Here is a 16,224-nt window from a genome sequence, read left to right as displayed (position 1 = left end):
TGCCAGGGTGGACGCAGGGCCCGAATCGAGCCGCCGAGCCGCCAGCGAGCTGCCACGGGGACAAACCGGGACATGCTGGGCGGCGGACAAGCCGGGCATTCTCGTGTTTACCCTGGTCAGAGGTGGTGGGTCGCGTGGGACTCGAACCCACAACCTACGGATTAAAAGTCGGCTGCTCTCGTATCAGAGCAGCGCTCTTAATGTCAGCCTATACCACTCTGTCCGCATCCAGCCCGATCGCCGTGTCGGCCTCTGTCACGCTGTGCCGCTCCGCTTCGGAACAGCTGAGCAGACAACGAGCCGACATGGTCGCACAGCGTCCGCGCCTAGGCGTCCATGGAAGCCGGTCCGGTGGTCCTCGGTCTGTAGCGGGAGCAACCTACGCCCAGGCCTCAACGCTGTCGGTCTGGCTTGGCGGACGTGGTGCGGTTCAGACGGGTGGTGTGGCGGACTGGCAGGGGACGGGCTCGTTCGCTGCGCGGGCCTCGGCCATCGCGCGGAACGGGGGCATGCCGAACGCCCATCGCATCAGGCGGGCGTCCAGGCGCGCGTGTGGCTCGAAGATCAGGGTGTCCAGGAGCCGGTGATGGCGGTAGCCCGTCAGTTCCTGTGCCCAGGCGGGCATCAGGGCCATGCCGGCATGCATGTCGTAGGAGTGCAGTGGGCGGCCCAGTGGGCGCAGCGCGCGCGGCAGGAACGGGCCGGTCTTGCCGAACTCGAAGAAGGCGCGCGTCTGGTCGTTGACGGTGAGCTTGGGCCGCATGGCCGCGGCGTAGTCGTCGAGTTCCTCCATTGTCACCGGAACGCGGCCGGCTCCGCTTTTCGCCGCGATGACGGACTGTTCGGCGAGATAGCGGTCCCGCTCGGACGGGCTGAGCGGCCGGCTGGAGCGCTCGTAGGCCCGCATCACCGCCCAGGGGATGCAGGTGTGCACCCATCCGAGCAGGTCCGGGTCCATTGCGCGGTAGGGAGCGCCGTCCGGTGCGGTGCCGGCGACGCGCTCGTGCATGCGCCGGACGCCTGCGATGAGTCGTTCGGCGGCCTGGGTGTTGCCGAAGGTCGTACAGATCACGTAGCCGAGCGTGGTGCGGGCACGGCGGAACGAGTCGTCCTGGTAACCGGAGAAGTCGTGAACACCGGCCATGACCTGTGGATGCAGTAGTTCCATGACGATGGCCGCGGTCCCGCCTCCGGACAGGGCGGCCATGTCCGAGTGCAGGACCCACGAGACGCTGCCGGGTCCGATCAGTCCCGGGTCGCCGGGCGGGCCCGCGTACACCCTCGGGTCGTCGTGGCGGCCGCCGACCCGGGTGAACTCGGCCACGATGAGGCCCTTGATCCGCTCCATGTCGCCTCCGTTGGACATCGTGTTCGGACAACGTGTCCAAACATAATGTCTGATAGATTTTCGGTCAATGGCCTCACGTCTGACGCGTGGCGAGCGCCGCCGCGCCCTTGAGAATCGGCTCCTGGACGCCGTGCAGCGGCTGGACCGGGAGGGTGTGCCGTTCTCCCGGCTCACGGTTGAGACGCTGGCCGCTGAGGCCGGCAGCGCTCGTTCGACCTTCTATTTTCATTTCGCGGACAAGGCCGCGCTCGTCCGGGCCCTCGGCGAGCGACTGCTCGACGACCTTGGCGACCGGTCGGCCGTCCTATGGAACGAGTCGCTGCCCGGCAGGCGCGGCCTGTACGACGCGGTGCGCGGGGTGATGTGCCTGTACCGGGACCGCTACCCCGTCTTCGCCGCTCTCGCCGAGACCGCCGTCGCGGACGCCGAGGTCAACAAGTTCCTGGTCCGCCGCATCGAGGCGATCTCCGACTCCCTCGCCGCCCGGATCGAACACGCGCAGCGGCTCGGCGTCGCTGGGCCGGTCCTACTCCCCGAGACCGCCCACGCCTTTGTGACCCTGCTCGAACGCACCTGCTACAACCATCTGCGCGGGGCCGACGACGCGAGCCTCGACCGGCATGCCGAGGTCCTCACCACGATCATCTGGAACACCGTCGTCAGCCCGCGGATGCACGGCCGAGCCGACCCGTGAACATCGCGGTGGGGCGACCCGGCGTCCACACGTTGCAGACTGGCCACGGCCCCTCGGGTTGCCTGCTGCCGCCCTCGAGTTCGGGTCGGCCGGTGCCCAACCGGTCCATAGGGCTCCGCCAGCGCTTGATCGCTCGGCGCCGGGCGGCGGTGATGTCGGCGACCGATCCCGGCTCGGCAGGCGAGGGCCACAAGGGTTCCCCGGTCGCGTCGGCCAGGAACTGCACGTTGCCGCCGTGGCGGTGTTTGCGTCCGCTGTACCAGACGTCGTTGCCGGTGTCCGGATCGCGCTGGCGGCAGCGGTCGGCGGGAACAGCTTGCCGTCCAAAATCACACATGGCAGGAAAATGGTAAGCAACAATTCTGGTGGGAAGGCATTAATCGACACTTGAGGTCGGTGGGATCATGGCACAAGTGATGACGGCGCAGGAAGCCGGTGTCGAAGAGAGCTTTTCGCTGCTTATGGTCGGCATCGCTGAAATGCGAGGTGTGGTCGGCGGAACCGCCATTATGTTTCAGTGTGATCTTGAGAGGTCGCAACCCAACGATGAGGATGCGTGGCCCCAGGACAAAACGTATTGTGTGACCAACGAACGTGGCGCTGTCCACTATGGAGGCGTTCAGGAGGTCGTTCTGGATGGCGCGCTGCTGCGGATCGTTTTCAGTGAGAGCGCGACCACGGCTCTAGCGCTGGACGACAGCATCATGGAAATGTCATTGGAAGTTTCAGATACGGATCGCGAGGCGATCCGTGACGGCCTTCGCCGAGTGCTTTCTTGTGGCAGGCGAGAGTATCAGCCGACAATCCTTCAGTTGTGAGCGTCCGCAGGCGAGCAGATCCTGGCCGCACCGACAAGGCCTACGGCGAGTTGCTGGTGCTCGGCGTCCAGGTGGCTGCCTCCATCAGGTGAAAGATCCTCAAGACGCTGGCATCGATCCGTGTCCGAGCCTTCCTCCACCACCCGGGCTCAGGCTCCACTGCTACAAGACCTAGCCCGCTGCTGGCGTGAGACCTTCCGGGGCCGTCACCCTTATGCACCGCGAACGCGTTGGTCACGGTCATGTAGGCCAGTCGCAACAGCACAGCCGCCCATCATCCCTCGGCAACCGCCTCACCGCGGCCTGTCCTTGCGACTGATCAAGCCCCATGCCGGAGCCCACCCCTGCACGTCTCACCTGCACGGACGTAATTTTCGGCAGCCACAACGTTGTCGACGTAGTGACGGTTCCAGATCGGCTCCAGGAGCATGTTCTCGAACCGGAACATCAGCAGGTCCTCGATCGGCTCCTTGCCGAGGAAGTGGTCGACGCGCCTCAGATGGTCCTCGTCGAAGAACTTCAGCAACTCGGCGTTCAACGCCCGCGCCGACTCCAGGTCGTTGCCGAACGGCTTTTCGACGACCATCCGGGCGTTCCTGTTCAGGTCGACCTTGGCCAGGCCCTCGGCGACCGTCGCGAACAGCGAAGGAGGAACCGCAAGATAGTGAGTGAGGAATTCCGCATCGCCGACCTCGCCACGGATCGCATCGAAGGTGACGCCATCGGTGTAGTCGCCGGCGACGAGCCGGAGGTTCCCAGCGAACTTCTCGAACGCCGCGTCGTCCACCTTGTCGTGCTTGGCCTCGCAGGCCTCACGGGCTCGACTTCGCAGCCCGGCCAGGTCGAGGTCGGTCTTGGCGACCCCCACGATCGGCTGGTCCAGCACCCCGTCCGCCGTCAGCTGGTACAACGCCGGCAGCAGCATCTTGTACGCCAGATTCCCGGTGATCCCGAACAGCACCATCGCGTCGGCCCGCTCCATCGCCGGCCCCCTCTCCTCGGCTCACAGCTTGACGCCTCGGCCATCCGGAGAACAAGCGTCCCGCGGGTCGCATAGAGCTCGGTCATGGTCAGAACGTGTCGCCTCGTCTCCATCGATCCCGGTTCGCGTGTCGTTCCGTGCCGATGCCTGCCACTCGCCACGGCCGAGCGCCTCGCCCATTAACGATCATGGTGCACGGAGGTTTGTGTTGACGGAAGGGACCGTGACCACGCGGACCCCGCTCAGCGGTGCACGAGCTTGACGGTCGCGCTGCGGGCCTGCTCGTTGGTGAGATGGTCGACGGACGAAGGGCTTCCCGAAGGCGGCATTCGCCTATCCGTCAACCAAACCGGGGACCTGAACCCCCCATGCTTTTGACCTGCAGTTTCTTGGAGGTCATCAAGTGGCTCCGTGGCCAGAGAAACGCAAAGCGCCAGGTCATAGACCTGACGCTTCAATGGGTGCTGGCGTCCGAGGGGCAGTCACAACCAATTGCACAATATCCGCATCTTGATCGGTGACCCCTTCCGGCTCGTGCTCGGTGCTTAATGTGGTGCGCCTGCCGGGCGGAGGCGGAGTTTTCCCGATGATTGCGATCGGCCGGGCGTTCGGCCGCTGGCTGGGCGGTAGGTCATGGTGATGGGGAGCCTGCCGATGTATCCGCCGATGTTGGCCGTGCTGGGGGAACTGCCGACCATGGAGGGGTGGGCGGCCGAGTTGAAGTGGGACGGAGTCCGCGCTGTCGCCTACATCCGCGACGGACGGTTACGGCTGATGTCGCGCAACGATAAGGACATCACCGTCGCCTGGCCCGAACTCGGCCCGCTCGCCGCCGCCGTCGACGTGCCGGTGGTGCTGGACGGGGAGATCGTGGCGCTTGGACCGGACGGCAGGCCCTCGTTCAAGGCGCTCGGCCCGCGGATGCACCTGCGTCAGCCACACCGCATCCAAGCCCTGGCCCAGTCCGACCCCGTCTCCTATGTGATCTTCGATGTGCTGCACCGCAGTGAGGAGTCGCAGATCGGCCTGCCGTACGCCGAGAGGCGCCGGGTTCTCGACGGGCTCGGGCTATACGGGCCTCGCTGGCAGACCACCATTTCCCACGACGACGTCGCGGACGTCTTCGCCGAGTCGTCCCGTCTCGGCATGGAGGGCGTGGTCTCCAAGCGTGTCGACTCCCCCTACCGGCCGGGGAAACGGCATCGGGACTGGACCAAGACGAAGAACTTCCGGACCCAGGAGGTGGTCGTCGTCGGCTGGAAGCCGGGGGAGGGCCGCCGCGCCGACCGGATCGGCGCGCTCGTGCTCGCCGTCAACGATGAGCGGGGACGGCTGAGATATGCCGGTCAGGTCGGTACCGGCTTCACCGAGGCGATTCTGGACGACCTCGCCGAGCGTCTCGCGCCGTTGCGGCGGGACGGCCCGCCGGTTCACGATGTGCCCTCTCAGCATGCGCGAGACGCCCGTTGGGTGCGGCCGGAGCTGGTCGGTGAGGTCGTCTTCACAGAGTGGACCGCCGACGGCCGACTGCGTCACCCGAGCTGGCGTGGATTCCGCACGGACAAGGAACCGGGCGAAGTCCGCCGCGCATAGGCCGACGCGCCCGTCCTGTCACTCCGGGTTCTCGTAGCGGACGTTCAGTTCCTCGTTGGCGACGGTGATGTGGATGGTCGCGCCGTCCCGGACGTCCCCCGCGATGAGCGCGCGGCCGAGGCGGGTCTCGACCTCCCGGGCGATGAAGCGGCGGAGCGGGCGGGCGCCGTACACCGGGTCGAAGCCCTGCTCGGCGATCAGCCGCCGGGCGTCCTCATCGATCGACAGGCGCATCTGCCGGTCGGCGAGCCGGGAGCGGAGGTCGTTGAACATCAGGTCGACCACCTGTTCTATCTGCGGCAGCGTGAGCGGCTTGAACAGGACGATGTCGTCGACCCGGTTGAGGAATTCGGGGCGGAAATGGCGGCGCAACTCGCCCATCACCCGGTCGCGTGCGTCCGGCTCGATGTCACCCTCCGAGGTGACGCCCTGCAGCAGATGCTCCGACCCGATGTTGGACGTCATGATGATGACGGTGTTGCGGAAGTCGACGGTGCGGCCTTGCGCGTCGGTCAGGCGGCCGTCGTCGAGTACCTGGAGCAGCGTGTTGAACACGTCGCCGTGCGCCTTCTCGATCTCGTCGAACAGCACGACCGAGTAGGGCTTGCGCCGGACGGCCTCGGTGAGCTGGCCCCCCTCCTCGTATCCCACGTAACCGGGGGGCGCGCCGACCAGCCGGCTGACGGTGTGCCGCTCCTGGTATTCGCTCATGTCGATGCGGACCATGTTCTCCTCGGTGTCGAACAGGGCCGCGGCGAGAGTGCGAGCCAGTTCGGTCTTGCCGACGCCGGTGGGGCCGAGGAAGACGAACGAGCCGATGGGGCGGCTCGGGTCCTTGATGCCCGAGCGGGCGCGGATGATGGCGTCGGACACCAGCTGGACGGCCTCGTCCTGCCCGACCACGCGCTCGTGCAGGACCTTGTCGAGCCTGAGCAGCTTGTCTCGCTCGCCTTCCTGCAGACGGCTCAGCGGGATGCCCGTCCAGCGGGACACGATCGCCGCGATCTCCTCCTCGGTCACGACCTCGCGCAGCAGCCGGCCTCCGTTCTGCTTGCTGGCCAGCCGATCCTCCTCGGCGTGCAGCCGCCGCTCCAGCTCGGGCAGCCGGCCGTGCCGCAACTCCGCGGCACGGTTGAGGTCGTAGTCGCGCTCGGCCCGATCGGCCTCCTGCCGAACCTGTTCGATCTCCTGACGAAGCGCCTGCACCTTGAGGAGCGTCTGGCGCTCGGCCTCCCACTGAGCGCGCATGGAGTCGGCCTCGGCGTGCAGCTCGGCCAGTTCGCTCCGGAGTTTCTCCAGGCGGGTCTTGCTCGCCGCGTCCTCCTCCTTGGACAGTGCGGCCTCTTCGATCTCCAGGCGCGTGACGCGGCGGGTGAGCTCGTCCAGTGGCGCGGGCAGGGAGTCGATCTCGGTGCGCAGCATGGCGCACGCCTCGTCGACCAGGTCGATGGCCTTGTCCGGCAGGAACCGGTCGGAGATGTAGCGGTGGCTGAGCGTCACCGCGGCGACCAGGGCGGCGTCCTGGATCTTCACGCCGTGGAAGACCTCAAGGCGTTCGCGCAAGCCGCGCAGGATGGAGACGGTGTCCTCCACGGTGGGCTCGTTCACCGGAACGGGCTGGAAGCGCCGCTCCAGGGCCGCGTCCTTCTCGACGTGCTTGCGGTACTCCTCCACCGTCGTGGCGCCGATCATGTGAAGTTCGCCGCGGGCGAGCATCGGCTTGAGCATGTTGCCTGCGTCCATGGCCCCTTCGGTGGCGCCCGCGCCGACGACGTTGTGGAGTTCGTCGACGAACAGCAGGATCTGGCCCTCGGCCGCCTTGACCTCGTTGAGCACGGCGGTGAGGCGTTCCTCGAACTCGCCCCGGTACTTGGCGCCCGCGACGAGCGAGCCCATGTCCAGATTGAAGATCGTCTTGTCGCGGAGGCCCTCGGGGACGTCGCCGTCGGTGATGCGCCGGGCGAGCCCCTCGACGATGGCGGTCTTGCCGACGCCGGGGTCGCCGATCAGCACCGGGTTGTTCTTGGACTTGCGGGACAGGATCTGGACGACACGGCGGATCTCGGCGTCCCGGCCGATGACGGGGTCGAGTTTGCCCGCCGCGGCGTCGGCGACCAGGTCCCGGCCGTACTTCTCCAGCGCCTCGTAGGCGACCTCGGGCATGGCGGACGTCACCCGCTGGTGGCCGCGGATCCGGGTGAGGGCCTCCAGGAAGGAGTCCCTGGTGATGCCCTGCCGGTGCAGCAGGCGGCCAGCCGCAGTCGCGGAGCCCTCCTCCAGCAGTGCGATGACCAGGTGCTCCACGGAGACATAGTCGTCCTTCAGCCGTTCGGCCTCCTGCTGGGCGGTGTCGAGCAGGCGGGAGAGCCGCTGGGTCACCAGCACCTTGCCGGGCTCGGTGCCCGGACCGCTCACGCTCGGGCGGTGGCCCAGCTCGGCCTCCAGCGCCTCGCGCAACCGCGGCGTATCGGCCTTCGCCTCGGCGAGCAGCCGCGGGACCAGTCCGTCGGCCTGGTCGAGCAGGGCGAGCAGCAGGTGCTCGCCGTCCACTTCGACGTGCCCGAAGCGCAGGGCCTTGGTCTGGGCGTCGTGCACGGCCTCCTGGGATTTCTGGGTCAGGCGGTTGGGGTCCACGTTCGGCCTCCGGTGTGGTGTTGGGTGCGCAGTTCCCGCTCGAGTTCGGCGATGCGGTCGAGTAGTTCGACCACGATTCCGAGCGCGGCGTAGTTGAGGCAGAGTCCCGTCCGCAGGCGTTCGAGGCGTGCGTACGCGGCGACTTGCGCGGGCGGGAACCAGAGCCGGCCGGACGGGTCGCGTTCGGGGTCGAGCAGGCCGAGACGCACCAGCCGGCGTGCCAGCTCGGGATGGATTCCGGCGGCGTCGGCGAAGGTGGCGAGATCCATCCGCCGGGGGCGGGCCGGGGTGATTGCGTAGACCGTGCCGGGTAGCAGATGTTCCATTACGAACTCCTCGGGTCGAACGGCGACGCCGAGGCGAGCTCCTCGAACAGGCGGCGTTCCGTTTCGGACGGCTCGGGCGGCACCACGATGCGGGCCTCGGCGAACAGGTCGCCCGGGGTGCCGCGCGGGTTGGGCAGCCCGCGGCCGCGCAGCCGGAGCCGCCGTCCGCTGGAGGTGCCGGGGGGCACCTTCACCCTGGCCTCACCGCCGGGGGTCTGCAGTCCCGCCGTCGTGCCGAGGGCGGCCTCCCATGGAGCGAGCGGGAGGTCGGTGTACACGTCGCGCCCCTCGACGCGGTAGCGGGGATGCGGGGTGATCCGCACCACCAGGTAGAGGTCTCCGGCGGTGTCGCCGCTCCCTCCCTGGCCGGCCAGCCGGATGCGCTGGCCGTCGGTCACACCGGCGGGAACGGTGACGTCGAGGTTCCGCGGGCCCTCCGGACGGTCGAGGGTGATGGTGCGTCTGGTCCCCTGGTACGCCTCCTCGACGCTCACCTCGATCTCGGCCTCCTGGTCGGCGCCGCGTGACGGCGACCAGGCGGACCAGCGGCCGCCGCCCCGCCGGCGGCCGCCGAAGATCCCGCCGAACAGCTCCTCCAGGTCGATGTCATCGCCGAACCCGCCGGTGTGGACGCCGCCCGTGGTGGCGTAGGGGCCGGCACGTCCGGCGGCGGCAGCACCCGCCCGGGAGCGCGCCCACATGTCCGGGTCGACGTCCTCCGGAACCCGCCGGAAGTCGGGTCCGAAGGCGTCATAGCGGCGGCGCTGTTCCGGATCGGACAGGATGGCGTAGGCCTCGGAGACGTCCTTGAACTTCTCCTCCGCTCCGGGGTCTTTGTTGATGTCGGGGTGATGGGCACGGGCGAGCTTGCGGTAGGCCCGCTGGATCTCGTCCTGGTCGGCGTCCCGGGAGACCCCGAGCACCTCGTACGGATCTTGGACGGCCATCAGTCACCGGCCTTGGCCGACACCGACACCAGCGCCGGACGCAACTGGTTCTCGTCGTCCCCGTAGCCCGGCTGGTGCACCTCGACCACCGTGCCGGGGGGAACGTCGGGGTCGGTGCGCACGGCGACCGCCTCGTGCCGGGTCGGATCGAACGGGACTCCCAGGTCGTCGCGGCGCGGGTAGCCGAGGTCGCGCAACGTCGCCACGGCCCTGTCCCGGACGCTGCGAACGCCTTCGATGACGCTCGCCGGGTCGGATTCGGCGTGCTGGAGGGCGCGTTCGAGGTCGTCGAGAACCGGCAGCCACGCCGCGGTGACCTCCGCCCGCTGTGCCCGGCGCTGCGCCTCCAGTTCACGCGTCATGCGTTTACGCAGGTTGTCGAGGTCGGCGAGGGCGCGCCGCCGCAGATCCTCGAGTTCCTCGACCCGGGCCCTGAGCCGTTCGACCTCGCCGGAATCCCGGTCGGCCGCCTCGGCGGCGTTTTCCCGTCCGTGGCCCGGCTCGGGCTGGTCTGTGTGCTCGGGCTGATCGGTCGGCCGGTCCTGGCTGACCGACTGTCCGGTCTGCTCAGTCTGTCGTGAATTCGGCGTCGATGACATCCTCGTCCGAGCCTTCCGTCGTGGCACCGGCGGGACGCTCGCCCGCGCCCGCTCCGGTAGTCGTTCCCAAGCCGTGCAGGATCTGCTGGAGTTCGGAGGTGAGTGTGCGCAGCCGGTCCAGTGGCGCCTCCTCCTTGATGGCCTGCCGGGCGTCCTCGATCAGCCCCTCGGCCCGCGCCTTCTCATGCACGGGCACCGCGTCACCGAGTTCGGTGATGCGGCGTTCTACCTGGTAGATGGCCGAGTCCAGTTCGTTGCGCGCGTCGATCTGCTCGCGCAGCCGGGCGTCCTCCTGCCGGTTCTGCTCCGCATCGGCGATCATGCGCTCGACCTCGCTCTCGTCGAGGTTGGAGCTCTGGCTGATCGTGATGCGCTGCTCGGCGCCGGTGTCCTTGTCGCGCGCGGAGACGTTGAGGAGGCCGTTGGCGTCGATGTCGAACGTCACCTCGATCTGCGGCTCGCCGCGCGGCGCGGGGCGGATGTTCTCCAGCCGGAAGCGACCTAGCACCCGGTTGTCGGCGGCCCGTTCCCGTTCGCCCTGCAGGACCACGATGTCGACCGCGTTCTGGTTTTCCTCGGCGGTGCTGAATGTCTCGGTGCGGCGCGCGGGGATGGTCGTGTTGCGTTCGATGATCTTGGTCATCACCCCGCCCATGGTCTCCACGCCGAGCGACAGGGGGGTGACGTCGAGCAGCAGGACATCCTTGACCTCGCCCTTGAGGACGCCGGCCTGGATCGCCGCGCCCAGCGCTACGACCTCGTCGGGATTGACCGACATGTTGGGGTCCTTGCCGCCGGTCAGCCGGCGGACGAGGCTCTGCACGGCGGGGATCCGGGTGGACCCGCCGACCATGATGACCTCGTCGATGTCGTCGGCGGTGACCTTGGCATCGCTCATCGCCCGTTCCACCGGGCCGACGCAGCGTTCGATCAGGTCTGCGGTGATCTGCTCGAACGTGGAACGCATCATCGTGGCGTTGAGGTGCTTCGGGCCACTGGCGTCCGCCGTGACGAACGGCAGGCTGATCTGCGTCTGGGTCACCGTGGACAGCTCGACCTTGGCCTTCTCGGCAGCCTCGAACAAGCGCTGCAGGGCCTGGGGGTCCGCGCGAAGGTCGATCCCGTTCTCCCGCTGGAACTCGTCGGAGAGGTGATCGACGATCCGGCGGTCGAAGTCGTCGCCGCCGAGGTGGCCGTCCCCGGAGGTGGCGCGGACCTCCACCACGTCGTCGCCGATGCTCAGGAGGCTGACGTCGAACGTGCCGCCGCCCAGGTCGAACACCAGCACGGTCTCGTTGGTCTTCTTGTCGAGGCCGTAGGCCAGTGCCGCCGCCGTGGGCTCGTTGATGATGCGCAGGACTTCGAGCCCCGCGATCTTCCCTGCGTCGCTCGTGGCCTGCCGCTGGGCGTCGTTGAAGTAGGCGGGCACGGTGATGACCGCCTCGGTGACCTTCTCCCCGAGCGACTTGCCGGCGTCGTCCGCCAGCTTGCGCAGCACCAGCGCCGAGATCTCCTCCGGTGCGTACTGCTTGCCGCGCACGTCGAAGCGCGCCGTCCCGTCGGGTCCAGCGACCACGTCGAAGGAGACCGCGTCCTTCTCGGTCTCGATCTCGTCGTAGCGTCGCCCGACGAAGCGCTTCGCCGAGGTGATGGTGCCCTTCGGGTTCAGGATCGCCTGGCGCCGGGCCAGTTGCCCGACCAGCCTCTCTCCCTGTTCGGTGAAGGCCACGACGGACGGGGTCGTCCGTGCGCCTTCCGCGTTGGGGATGACCCGGGGCTCACCGCCCTCGGTGACCGCGATGACCGAGTTGGTGGTGCCGAGGTCTATGCCGACTGCTCTGGCCATCAGGTTCCCTCCGATGGTTCTCACCGGTTGTTCCGGTGAGATGGCGTGCACCGTTGCCGGAGATGGCAACGCCTTCGTGACCGACGCTGCGTCATCGGGTGGTCGGGCGCATCCACCGACCGTGTAGGTCTCTGCTCGGCGCCCACCGCGGCGCGTCCGTGAGCTTGCTGTGAACGGGAGGCGACCGGCCGGGCGGGCACGCAGGTCGGACCCCTGACTGGCCCGGGCGCACGGCCTTGCCGCGCGGAGTCGGCCCTACAAGATCTGACGATGTGACGATCCCCTCGGGCGGGAAGGCTGAGGAGGACTCCTTCTCCTCCTTTATCGGCAGGAGACGACACGCGAGGTGGCTGCATGGCTGTGATGGGAATCAGCAGGTTCGAGCGCTTTTTCAGGGCGGCCGCCGGGCTGGACGTCGATAAGAACGATCTGCGGCGCTACCACGAGTTTCTTGACGCCAAGCTGTACGACCTGCTCCTCATCGGACAGGCAAAGGCGAAGGCGAACGGACGCGACATCATCGAGCCGTTCGACCTGCCGATCACGAAGGGCCTGCAGGAGAGCATCCACCGGTTCCGCCGGCTGGACGAGGAGATCGAGGTCGAACCGATCCTGGATCTGCTGGCGAGGCGGCCGCCGCTGGATCTCGCGGTCAGCGACATCATCGACGAGAAACTCTCCGAGATCGCGGGCGGCCTTACCCACGCACTGTCGCAGGCCTTCCGGATCATGTATCCGGACCGGCGCAACCCGCAGACCCTGCAGTGGGAAGGGGTCCAGCAGATCTTCGACCTGCTCCTGTGACCCGGAATGCCGTTGACCGGCTCTGGCAGTTGACCCGCCTTTGCCCGATCATGGTTTGTGATGACGCAAGAAGGGAACTGCCGGGTTGACGGTCGCGTATCGTTCCGGCGCATCCAGGGGACGTTCCCGGTATGGACGGGAGGCCGCCGACGCGGGGCACGACCTTTGGTCGCCAACGGGAACGAGCGAGCATCGACGAGTTGCTGACGCGCGTCGACGGCCCAAGGGTCATGCTCGTCGAGGGGGAGCCCGGCATCGGGCGTACCCGCTTGCTTGAGGAGGCCGCACGCACTGCCGCCGACAGAGGCTTCGCGGTGGTGGCGGACACGGCCCCTGAACTGCGTCGGCCCGCGGCCTTGGAGCTGTTGCTGTCGGTGCTCGATGAGCCCGGCCCGCAATCGCCGCCGGCCGGCGGACAGGACCGGTCGGCCGAACGGCTGCAGGCCGCGCTGGAGCAGCGGGCCCGTACCACCTCGCTGCTGGTCCTGTTGGACGATCTTCAATGGGCCGAGCCGGCCACGATTCTCGCGCTGCGGACGCTGCCGATCCGGCTGGCGTCGTCTCCCGTGTGCTGGATACTCGCGCGCCGCACCGGCTCCGGTGGCGCCGAGCTCGATCGGCTGTTCCTCCAGCTGCAGGCGGCCGGCGCGGTCCTGGTCCAGCTCCGCCCGCTGCCGGGAGAGGCCGTCTCCGACCTGGTCACCGCCGCTCTGGGGGCGCGCCCCGATCCCGACCTGCTCGTGCTCGCGGGCGGGGCGGGCGGCAATCCGCTGCTGCTTCTCGAGCTGATGAACGGACTGAGCGACGAGGGCGGGGTGGTGATCTCCCACGGTCACGCTCACCTCGTCACGTCCAGGATGCCGGAGCGGGTCCGCATCGTCATCCAGGAGCGGCTGCATGAGCTGGATCCGGCGGCCCGGCGGCTCCTTGAGGTCGCTGCGATGCTGGGGCCCGCGTTCCACCCACTGGTCGCCGCCGACTTGCTGGGCGTCACCCCCGCCGACCTGCTGCCGTCACTGGAGGCGATGCTGGCGACCGGGTTGCTGACCACGCATGAGGACGCTCTTGCGTTCCGGCACGACGTGGTGCGCGAGTCGGTGATCACGGACATACCCGATCCCGTCCGGCAGGCGCTGCACGTACAGATCGGCAGGACGCTGCTGGAGCACGGCGGTCGGGTGAAGGCCGCGGCGGCCCACCTCATGGCGGGGGCCGTCCCAGGCGTCCCGGAGGTCCTCCCAAGCCTGGACCGAGCGAGCGCGGAGATGCTCGACACCCACCCGGCGGTCGCCGCCGAGCTGATACGCCGGGCGCTCGATCTCACCGAGCTCGCCGACCCGCAGTGGTTCGCACGCACGATGACGGCGATGCGCACGCTCGTCGCCGCCGGTGACCTGGTGGAAGCCGCGGAACTCGCGGAGGCCGCGCTCGACCACTGCGCGTCCGGCCCGTCCACCGCCGAACTGCTGACCGCGCTGTCCCTGGTCCTGGTGCCGATGGGCGAGGCCGCCAGGGCGTCGGACACGGCCAGGGCCGTGCTGGACATGCCGGATCTGCCGGACGAGGTGCGTGACCGCGCCGATCTCGCCCTCCTGCAAGCCGACACCGGCCTGCCCGAGAGCGCGGGCGTACTGGACCGGGCCAAAGCCTTCGTCAAGGCGGGTGACGCGCCGGGCCAGGGCCTGCTCGCCGGAGCGCTCGTCGTCCTCGCGTTGAACGGTTGGGACAAGGGCGAGTTGGACGACGCGCTCGGCCTCGCGCGGATGGGCGTGCGGCAGGCTTCCAACGACGGCGTGCGGGATTGCCGACTCCACCCCGGCCTGGTCCTGGCCGCATTGCTGGTGGACGTCAGGCTCATGGACGAGGCACGGCGGACGATGGTGCTGGGAACCGGCGGGGCCGTCGGGATCGGCCGGGACGGCTGGGCGGCCGGACCGGCGATCGTGCGATCACGCATCGATCTCGCGGAGGGTCATCCAGAGGAGGCGATCCGCGAGGCGAGGGCGGCTCTGGAGGCGGCCGACGCGGTCGGCGCGCGCCTGCTGAGCGCCTCCGCCCGGTCCGCGCTGTCCGTCGCGGCACTGCGCTCCGGCGATCTCGAAACGGCTATCGAGCACGCCCGCGGTGAGGAAGACGCGGGCGGGCCGGCACCTCCTCCCTTCGACCTGACCCGAAGCGAGCTGATCCGGGCGCAGGTTACCGAGGCTTGCGACGGGCCGCAGGCCGCCATGACCGGGTTGCGTCGGCTCCTCGACGACCTGGCCGAGCACAGCCGGGCGCTCATCTGCGACCCGACGGCGGCGGCCTGGCTGGTACGGACGGCGGTCGCGGCGGGCGAGACCGGACCGGCCGAGAAGGTCGTCGCGGCGGCCGACCGGCTCGCCGGGATGAACCCGGGGCTACCCAGTCTGGCCGCCGCCGCCGAGCACGCCCGCGGGTTGCTGCACGGTGAGCCGGGCCTCCTGCGAAACGCCGCCGCGGACCACGCCGACCGATGGGCGTGCGCCTCCGCCTACGAGGACCTCGGCATCCTGCTCGGCGGACCGGACGGTGCGCGCGGCCGGACGATCCAGTGGTTCGACGAGGCCCTGTCCTGCTACGTGGCGGCCGGCGCCGAGCGGGATGCGGCCCGGATCCGGGGGCGCCTACGGCGCATGGGGGAACGCCGCCGGCACTGGAACCGCCGAGACCGGCCCGCGAGCGGCTGGGCCAGCCTCACCGGGGCCGAGCAGCGGATCTCCGGGCTCGTCGCCCAGGGGCTCACCAACCAGAAGATCGCCGATCAGCTGTTCATCAGCGTCCACACCGTCGCGTTCCACCTGCGGCAGGTCTTCCGCAAACTCGACGTCCGCTCGCGCGTCGATCTGGCGCGCCAGGTCCTCGAACATTCCGACGACGTTCCCGGCGCGCGTTCCAAGGAGCTTGACGACGGCACGGACGCCGGGTCGCCCCTTGCCCCCCGACCCCCTAGACCGGAATGAGCGGGCGCAGATCCCGGGAAATGCTGGACTTGATGTCCTCCCATTCACCTTCTGTGACGTACTGCCGCAGCGCCTGCAGGACGGTGGAGACCAGCCGTTCCGTATCACCGCCGACCTCATGCGGGAAGCCGCGCCGGACGCGCTGGAGGAATTCCTCCTTGTTCATTTTCACCGGCACCCGGCTGGGGTCCCAGCCCTCGTAGTGAACGCCGCGGACCAGCAAAGGCAGCTGGGCGGCCAGATGCGCACATTCGTCCACGGTCAGCCGGTCGCGCAAAGCGTGCAGGACCGCGCGCAACGCGTCATAGGACACGTTCCGCTGTTCCTTTGACCACCCGTAGGCATGTTCGATCTCCTTCAGCACGCGGTTCGTCTTGTCGATGGTCTTGTCGAAGGTCGGGAATCCCGTAGCGCTCATGTCAGCCTGCCTTCCGGATGAGGAGGACCTTCCGATCCAGAGCGTCGCGCTGGACCGGGTGAGAACGCGTCACCCGGTCAGGGTGATGCCGGAATGGGCCCGGTTCACCCGGTCTGGGCGAAGCTCGCTCACCCCCTTGTCCGGACGCTGGTCGATGGCAGCGACCTGCCTTTCAAGGGGGTAAGAAATGACAACTGCCAGCGAACCGGGCACGATCCAGACTCAGATTCCTTC

Annotated in this window: 13 protein-coding genes and 1 pseudogene; 5 read left to right on the top strand and 9 right to left on the bottom strand. The window is 68.7% G+C overall.

Going from position 1 to position 16,224, the window contains the following annotated elements:
* Positions 1–430 precede the first annotated feature (430 nt).
* The gene (locus E1285_RS12185) at positions 431–1,348 is read right to left on the bottom strand and encodes an oxygenase MpaB family protein (protein ID WP_207946554.1); all 918 of its coding nucleotides are present in this window, start codon (positions 1,346–1,348) and stop codon (positions 431–433) included.
* A gap of 67 nt (positions 1,349–1,415) precedes the next feature.
* Between E1285_RS12185 and E1285_RS12180 the strand changes: the two genes are divergently transcribed.
* Entirely contained in the window at positions 1,416–2,042 is a 627-nt protein-coding gene (locus E1285_RS12180) for a TetR/AcrR family transcriptional regulator (protein WP_132151253.1), read from the top strand.
* Positions 2,043–2,181: 139 nt separating this feature from the next.
* Here E1285_RS12180 and E1285_RS47255 read toward each other — a convergent pair.
* A pseudogene (locus E1285_RS47255) lies at positions 2,182–2,304 on the bottom strand (transposase family protein); the annotation flags it as partial.
* A 142-nt stretch (positions 2,305–2,446) separates the two neighbouring features.
* Here E1285_RS47255 and E1285_RS12170 point away from each other — a divergent pair.
* Positions 2,447–2,860 (top strand): Imm10 family immunity protein, encoded by a 414-nt coding sequence (locus tag E1285_RS12170; protein WP_132151249.1) that lies wholly within the window; start codon positions 2,447–2,449, stop codon positions 2,858–2,860.
* Positions 2,861–3,179: 319 nt separating this feature from the next.
* Here E1285_RS12170 and E1285_RS12165 read toward each other — a convergent pair whose 3' ends face one another.
* Entirely contained in the window at positions 3,180–3,842 is a 663-nt protein-coding gene (locus tag E1285_RS12165) for a hypothetical protein (RefSeq protein ID WP_132151247.1), read from the bottom strand.
* Between the two features lie 654 nt (positions 3,843–4,496).
* On the opposite strand from E1285_RS12165, the gene ligD reads away from it, so the two are divergent.
* On the top strand, positions 4,497–5,435 hold the full coding sequence (gene ligD / locus E1285_RS12160) for a non-homologous end-joining DNA ligase (protein WP_243722734.1): 939 nt from the start codon (positions 4,497–4,499) through the stop codon (positions 5,433–5,435).
* Between the two features lie 18 nt (positions 5,436–5,453).
* On the opposite strand, the gene clpB is transcribed toward ligD, so the two are convergent.
* Genes clpB through dnaK form a run of 5 tightly spaced genes read right to left on the bottom strand, consistent with a single transcriptional unit; the run spans position 5,454 to position 11,787 of the window.
* On the bottom strand, positions 5,454–8,069 hold the full coding sequence (clpB, locus tag E1285_RS12155; RefSeq protein ID WP_132151243.1) for an ATP-dependent chaperone ClpB: 2,616 nt from the start codon (positions 8,067–8,069) through the stop codon (positions 5,454–5,456).
* Positions 8,051–8,395 (bottom strand): chaperone modulator CbpM, encoded by a 345-nt coding sequence (locus E1285_RS12150; protein ID WP_132151241.1) that lies wholly within the window; start codon positions 8,393–8,395, stop codon positions 8,051–8,053. The genes clpB and E1285_RS12150 overlap by 19 nt, the downstream gene beginning before the upstream one ends.
* The gene (locus E1285_RS12145; RefSeq protein WP_132151239.1) at positions 8,395–9,342 is read right to left on the bottom strand and encodes a DnaJ C-terminal domain-containing protein; all 948 of its coding nucleotides are present in this window, start codon (positions 9,340–9,342) and stop codon (positions 8,395–8,397) included. Before E1285_RS12145 ends, E1285_RS12150 begins: the two co-directional genes overlap by 1 nt.
* Complete coding sequence (locus tag E1285_RS12140; RefSeq protein WP_132151237.1) at positions 9,342–9,941, bottom strand: nucleotide exchange factor GrpE; 600 nt, start codon at positions 9,939–9,941, stop codon at positions 9,342–9,344. The genes E1285_RS12145 and E1285_RS12140 overlap by 1 nt, the downstream gene beginning before the upstream one ends.
* Positions 9,910–11,787: a molecular chaperone DnaK gene (gene dnaK / locus E1285_RS12135; protein WP_132151235.1), complete on the bottom strand. Its 1,878-nt coding sequence runs from the start codon at positions 11,785–11,787 to the stop codon at positions 9,910–9,912. The genes E1285_RS12140 and dnaK overlap by 32 nt, the downstream gene beginning before the upstream one ends.
* 354 nt (positions 11,788–12,141) lie before the next feature.
* On the opposite strand from dnaK, the gene E1285_RS12130 reads away from it, so the two are divergent.
* Entirely contained in the window at positions 12,142–12,591 is a 450-nt protein-coding gene (locus E1285_RS12130) for a DUF1931 family protein (RefSeq protein ID WP_132151233.1), read from the top strand.
* 131 nt (positions 12,592–12,722) lie between these two features.
* A complete protein-coding gene (locus E1285_RS12125) occupies positions 12,723–15,572 on the top strand; it encodes a LuxR family transcriptional regulator (protein ID WP_132151231.1) in 2,850 nt (949 codons plus the stop codon).
* On the opposite strand, the gene E1285_RS12120 is transcribed toward E1285_RS12125, so the two are convergent.
* The gene (locus tag E1285_RS12120; protein ID WP_132151229.1) at positions 15,559–15,990 is read right to left on the bottom strand and encodes a DUF2267 domain-containing protein; all 432 of its coding nucleotides are present in this window, start codon (positions 15,988–15,990) and stop codon (positions 15,559–15,561) included. The two genes, E1285_RS12125 and E1285_RS12120, sit on opposite strands and share 14 nt — an antisense overlap.
* Positions 15,991–16,224 lie beyond the last annotated feature (234 nt).

The sequence above is a fragment of the Actinomadura sp. 7K507 genome, assembly GCF_004348425.1.
Lineage (GTDB): Bacteria > Actinomycetota > Actinomycetes > Streptosporangiales > Streptosporangiaceae > Spirillospora.
Note: the sequence above shows the minus strand (reverse complement) of the source record. Positions and strands in the feature narration are given on the sequence as shown.

Bases quoted from the DNA above. Each gene is read 5' to 3' on its own strand.
- E1285_RS12185 (WP_207946554.1), bottom strand. From the start codon at position 1,348: ATGGAGCGGATCAAGGGCCTCATCGTGGCCGAGTTCACCCGGGTCGGC.
- E1285_RS12180 (WP_132151253.1), top strand. From the start codon at position 1,416: ATGGCCTCACGTCTGACGCGTGGCGAGCGCCGCCGCGCCCTTGAGAAT.
- E1285_RS12170 (WP_132151249.1), top strand. From the start codon at position 2,447: ATGGCACAAGTGATGACGGCGCAGGAAGCCGGTGTCGAAGAGAGCTTT.
- E1285_RS12165 (WP_132151247.1), bottom strand. From the start codon at position 3,842: ATGGAGCGGGCCGACGCGATGGTGCTGTTCGGGATCACCGGGAATCTG.
- ligD (WP_243722734.1), top strand. From the start codon at position 4,497: ATGTATCCGCCGATGTTGGCCGTGCTGGGGGAACTGCCGACCATGGAG.
- E1285_RS12150 (WP_132151241.1), bottom strand. From the start codon at position 8,395: ATGGAACATCTGCTACCCGGCACGGTCTACGCAATCACCCCGGCCCGC.
- E1285_RS12145 (WP_132151239.1), bottom strand. From the start codon at position 9,342: ATGGCCGTCCAAGATCCGTACGAGGTGCTCGGGGTCTCCCGGGACGCC.
- E1285_RS12140 (WP_132151237.1), bottom strand. From the start codon at position 9,941: ATGTCATCGACGCCGAATTCACGACAGACTGAGCAGACCGGACAGTCG.
- dnaK (WP_132151235.1), bottom strand. From the start codon at position 11,787: ATGGCCAGAGCAGTCGGCATAGACCTCGGCACCACCAACTCGGTCATC.
- E1285_RS12130 (WP_132151233.1), top strand. From the start codon at position 12,142: ATGGCTGTGATGGGAATCAGCAGGTTCGAGCGCTTTTTCAGGGCGGCC.
- E1285_RS12125 (WP_132151231.1), top strand. From the start codon at position 12,723: ATGGACGGGAGGCCGCCGACGCGGGGCACGACCTTTGGTCGCCAACGG.
- E1285_RS12120 (WP_132151229.1), bottom strand. From the start codon at position 15,990: ATGAGCGCTACGGGATTCCCGACCTTCGACAAGACCATCGACAAGACG.